A 4,478-nucleotide genomic window follows, 5' to 3' on the forward strand; every position below is an offset into this window, starting at 1 on the left:
GCGGTGCCGCGTGCGAACGCCTCCGCGTAACCGTCGCCGAACACCGCGCCGGTCAGTTCGGCGATCCGCGCGTCCGCCTCGGGGATGTACGGATACGCGGACACCGGCTGCGCCCGCGGCCCGGTGAAGAGCCCGCCGCTGAGTACGCGCAGCTCGATCCGTTCGGCGTTGGCCGCGGCGAATTCGCGGATGACGGGGCCGAATCCGTAACACCAGCCGCAGTAGGCGTCGAAGGCGTAGGTGAGCTTCACGCGCTCCATGGCGTCCTCTCTTCCGGTTGTCTTCCCGGACACTCCTTGTCCGTTACGACCAAGCTACGAGCACGGCACCTCTCCGGCCAGGTACGCTTGCGACCATCCATGGTGAAAAAGCGACACGCCTCCGACAGCAGCCCCAGCAGCCCCGACATCGTCGAGCTCGCCTACCAGGCCCCGCCCGGCACCCCCGTCGGCCTGGAGGTCATGACCTTCGCCGAGCTGCGCTCCCGCGCCCCCGCAGGGCTGCTGCGCCGCCCCCAGCGGCTCGACTTCCACCAGCTGCTCATCGTGCGCTCCGGCTCGGCCGCGCACACCGTGGACTTCACCGGCTACGCGCTCGTACCGGGCTCCGTCCTCTGGGTGCGCCCCGGCCAGGTGCAGAGCTTCGACGAGGCGAGCAGCACCAAAAACGACACGGACGACGACAGCACCGTCGACGGCTACGTCGTCCTCGCCCAGCCCGGCTTCCTGCCGCCCGGCACCGCCGCCGCGGCCAAGGCCGAGGACCCCTTCCGCCCCGTCCTGTGGCAGCCCGTCGGCCCGGACCTCGCGGCGGTGAACCGCGCCGTGGACCACCTGGCCGCCGAGTTCGGCTGCGGCCGCGGCCTGCCCGCCGAGGTGCACACGGACGTCCTGCGGCACCTGTTCACCGTGCTCGTCCTGCGTCTCGCGTATCTGACGGCCCCGGTGGGCAGCAGCGTCCCCGCGCCCAGCGAGACGTTCGAGCGGTTCCGGGCCGCCGTGGAGCGGGAGTTCGCGACCAGCCACCGCGTCGCCGATTACGCGCGCGCCCTCGGCTACTCCCCGCGCACCCTCTCCCGCGCCTCCCTCGCGGCGGCCGGGGTGGGCGCCAAGGAGTTCATCGACTGCCGGGTGGTCCTGGAGGCCAAGCGGCTCCTGGCCCACAGCGATCTGCCCGCCGCCCGTATCGCGGACCGTCTCGGCTTCGACGACGCCGCCAACTTCTCCAAGTTCTTCACGCACCGCACGGGCCGGTCCCCCGGCGCGTTCCGCGCTTCCCTGAAGCCTCCGCCGCTCAAGCCCGCGCAGAGCACCGGCTGAGCCGACGGCACGCACGCGAACGGCGCCCACCGCGAGGAGCGGTGAGCGCCGCGAACTACGAGACACACGCTGTCGGCAGGGCGATACCGGCGTCGTCAGTCGTTGACGCAGGTGTTGCCGAAGGCCGGGTTGAGCAGGCCGATGACGTCGATGCTGTTGCCGCAGACGTTGACCGGCACGTCGATCGGGATCTGCACCAGGTTGCCGGAGAGCACGCCGGGCGAACCGATAGCCGCGCCCGTGGCCCAGGCTCCGTCGTGGCGGTACTGGTGGTGGTCGTGGGCCGAGGCCCCGCCCGCGGTGCCCACCATGGCGGCGGCCGCGGCGATGGTCAGGACAGCGGCCTTGGCGATTCGCGACATGACACTGATTCCTTACGTAGCCGTACGAGGAGAAGGAGAGAGCCGTTCTCCAGCCGGAGATCCGGCGAAACCCGATACGACCAACTTTCTGTACGGGCGCGGCGGATCGACGCGCACGCAAACGGGTGACCTCTGCACATCAGCTCAACTGACTATGCGTCAAAAAGATCAGCCGACCAGACCGGACGCGGCGTCCTCCCGCCCGCCGTCAGCCGCCCGCCATCACCCCAGATAGCGCGGCCGCAGCAGCGTCGAAGGCAGCGGTTCCGCCGCCCCGCGCCCGTACCGCTCCCGCTCCGCCGCGCGCCCGGCGGCCCGCAGCGACTGCGGGGTGAGCGACCGCAACGGCGGTCTCACGGCGGGCAGTCGAAGCGGTACGGGCGTCCGCGCGGCGAGCAGGAAGCCCCGGCCGTCGACCGCGTACGCCGTGGTGTCGAGGCCCGCTGCCCGTACGGTGGCGTCGGCCGTCCAGAAGGCGTGACGCCGGTCGCCGCCCAGCGACCCGGCGTGCACCGCGAGCCGGCCGCCGGGGGCGAGGACGCGGCGGACGAGCCCGTAGAACTCCTGCGAATAGAGCTTCGTGCCGGCCGTGACGGCGGGGTCCGGCAGATCGGCGAGCACCACATCGAAGCCGCCGTCAGCACCGTCTCCGCCGTCGTGACCGCTCGCCTCCCGGCCGCGCCGCACCGCCGCCACCTCCTGTCTCCGCAGCCACTCGAAGGCGTCGGCGGCGACGGCCCGTACCCGCCCGTCGCGGTAGGCGTCGCGGTTGAGCCGCGCCAGGCCGGGGTCCGTACGGGCCAACCGCAGCAGCTCCGGGTCGAGTTCGACGACGGTGATGGACCGTACGCCGGGGTACCGCTCGGCCTCGCGCAGGGCGAGCCCGTCCCCGCCGCCGAGCACCAGCACCCGGCGGTGCGGCCCGGCCATCGCGGGGTGCACGAGCGCCTCGTGGTAGCGGGCCTCGTCACGTCCGTCGAAGCCGAGCCGCCCGTCGAGGTACAGGGACGGCGGTGTGCCGCGCCGCCCGGCGCCGCCCGTGACGACGACCTCCTGCACGCCCGTCCGGACGGCGACCCGCACCTCGGGCCCGTACAGCGCCTGCCGCGCGGCCCGCTCGAAGGGGGCGGTGAGCGCGGCCCCGGCGGCGAGGACCGCGAGGGCGAGGGCGTTGACGCCGATGAGCAGCCGCCGTTCGCGCGCGCTCAGGTCGTGGTGGAAGACCCACAGCACCAGCGCGCCGCCCGCCACCGCGTTGATGCCGCCGGTCAGCAGGGCGCCGGACAGCTGCCCCATCATCGGCAGCAGCAGAAAGGGAAAGGCCAGCCCGCCGACGAGCGCGCCCACGTAGTCGGCGGCGAAGAGGTCGGCGACCGCGCCGCCGGGGTCCTGGCTGCGGATGCGCTGGATGAGCGTCATGAGCAGCGGCACCTCGGCGCCGATGAGCACGCCGATGGCGAGGCAGCAGCCGACGAGGGCGAGGCGCGTCTGGCCCAGCCAGGCGAAGCAGGCATAGAGGGCTATCGCCGAGCCGCCGCCGGTGACGGCGAGGGCGGCTTCGAGGGCGCCGAAGGAGACGGCGGCGCGCGGCCGTAACCGCTTGGCGAGCAGCGAGCCGACGCCCATGGCGAAGACCATCACGGAGAGCACGACGGAGGCCAGGGTGACCGAGTCGCCGAGCAAGTAGGAGGAGAGGGCGACGAGTTCCAGCTCGTACACCAGTCCGCAGGCGGCACAGATGAACGCCGTGGTCAGGACGGCGAAGCGGCCGAGTCCGGGCGGCACGGACGACCGGCCCGGACTCATTGGGTAGTTCATGACGGAACGCTACGTCACCACCCTCACACCCCCTGTCACCCACAAGGGTTCACTAGGGGCGTTCAGGGGTTACTCGCGGGGCGTTCGAGGTTCATACGCCGCCGGACGGGTACCCGGCGCGCCCACACCACCCCGGGGAGCCCCGTACGCCGCCGCCCCGCGCTCACCTCGGCACGGCCAGCCGCACCGCCACCCTCGTACGCGTCGCGACGAGCCGTCCCTCCTGCGGATACGCGTGCCACGTACGCCAGCTGACCTGGCCCTCGTGGCGCTGGGCGAGCATCGCGGTGAAGGCGTGCGGGCTGCCGGGGAAGGTGCCGGCGAGGCCGTGCGGATGGTCGGCGACGAGCGCCAGCAGCTCCTGCGCGCGCCCCGCGAAGGAACCGCGCGACAGCGTCTCGACGCGCGCCGCGAATTCGTACTCCCAGTCGCCCACGCGCTTCGCGACCCCCAGCGGCAGGGGGGTGCTGCTGCCGGGCAGACAGGCCACGGTCTCCGAGCAGCTTCCTTCCACCCCGTCGAGAAGCACCTGGTGGGAGGCGCCGAGCAGGCGCAGCTGAACGGTCGCGCCGTCCAGCTGGAGGTCGAGGTCGGCCAGGGATGGCAGGGGGTCCTTGCCCAGGCACCACGCGAGGTCGGCGGCCCGGGTATCGGTATAGGGGGTGGTGAGGGTCGTGAGCATGGGTCGGCTCCGCAAGCACGCAGTGGAAGGTGGGCCGGCCCGCCCCGGAGGAGGACCAGGGTGTTCGAGTACGCCGGCTCGTGCCCACGTGGGGTCCGTGGGGTCCGAGGACTGTGATTCCGAGGACTTGTACTCTCATCAAGAGGGAATCATGAAAAGCACGGCGCCCACAGCGCTTTTACCCATCTTCGCCGGGTTTCCATCCCCCCGAGGGCTGCACAGCTCAAACGTTCAACACCAAAGCGCCCGGCGGACTTTGGGTCCACCGGGCGCGTTGACGGCCGGGCCGTCATATTC

4 protein-coding genes and 1 pseudogene are annotated in these 4,478 nt (G+C 72.3%); 1 reads left to right on the forward strand and 4 read right to left on the reverse strand.

Going from position 1 to position 4,478, the window contains the following annotated elements; all coding sequences use genetic code 11:
* A pseudogene (locus ACFU99_RS34425) lies at positions 1-260 on the reverse strand (DsbA family protein); the annotation flags it as partial.
* Positions 261-359: 99 nt separating this feature from the next.
* Here ACFU99_RS34425 and ACFU99_RS34430 point away from each other — a divergent pair.
* Positions 360-1,319 carry an AraC family transcriptional regulator gene (locus ACFU99_RS34430; RefSeq protein ID WP_384399750.1) on the forward strand — a complete coding sequence of 320 codons (960 nt, stop codon included), beginning with the start codon at positions 360-362 and terminating at the stop codon, positions 1,317-1,319.
* Positions 1,320-1,414: 95 nt separating this feature from the next.
* Here the strand turns inward: ACFU99_RS34430 and ACFU99_RS34435 are convergent, their stop codons facing one another.
* From ACFU99_RS34435 to ACFU99_RS34445, 3 genes are all read right to left on the reverse strand, one after another.
* Positions 1,415-1,681, reverse strand: a complete 267-nt coding sequence (locus ACFU99_RS34435) for a chaplin (RefSeq protein ID WP_384399753.1) — start codon at positions 1,679-1,681, stop codon at positions 1,415-1,417.
* 222 nt (positions 1,682-1,903) lie between these two features.
* Positions 1,904-3,499: a polyamine aminopropyltransferase gene (locus ACFU99_RS34440; RefSeq protein WP_384399756.1), complete on the reverse strand. Its 1,596-nt coding sequence runs from the start codon at positions 3,497-3,499 to the stop codon at positions 1,904-1,906.
* 163 nt (positions 3,500-3,662) lie between these two features.
* Complete coding sequence (locus tag ACFU99_RS34445; protein WP_384399758.1) at positions 3,663-4,181, reverse strand: DUF2617 family protein; 519 nt, start codon at positions 4,179-4,181, stop codon at positions 3,663-3,665.
* Positions 4,182-4,478 lie beyond the last annotated feature (297 nt).

It is taken from the genome of Streptomyces sp. NPDC057654, assembly GCF_042800135.1.
Taxonomy (GTDB): domain Bacteria; phylum Actinomycetota; class Actinomycetes; order Streptomycetales; family Streptomycetaceae; genus Streptomyces.

Coding starts and splice junctions, on each gene's coding strand:
- ACFU99_RS34430 (WP_384399750.1), top strand. CDS start 360: ATGGTGAAAAAGCGACACGCCTCCGACAGCAGCCCCAGCAGCCCCGAC.
- ACFU99_RS34435 (WP_384399753.1), bottom strand. CDS start 1,681: ATGTCGCGAATCGCCAAGGCCGCTGTCCTGACCATCGCCGCGGCCGCC.
- ACFU99_RS34440 (WP_384399756.1), bottom strand. CDS start 3,499: ATGAACTACCCAATGAGTCCGGGCCGGTCGTCCGTGCCGCCCGGACTC.
- ACFU99_RS34445 (WP_384399758.1), bottom strand. CDS start 4,181: ATGCTCACGACCCTCACCACCCCCTATACCGATACCCGGGCCGCCGAC.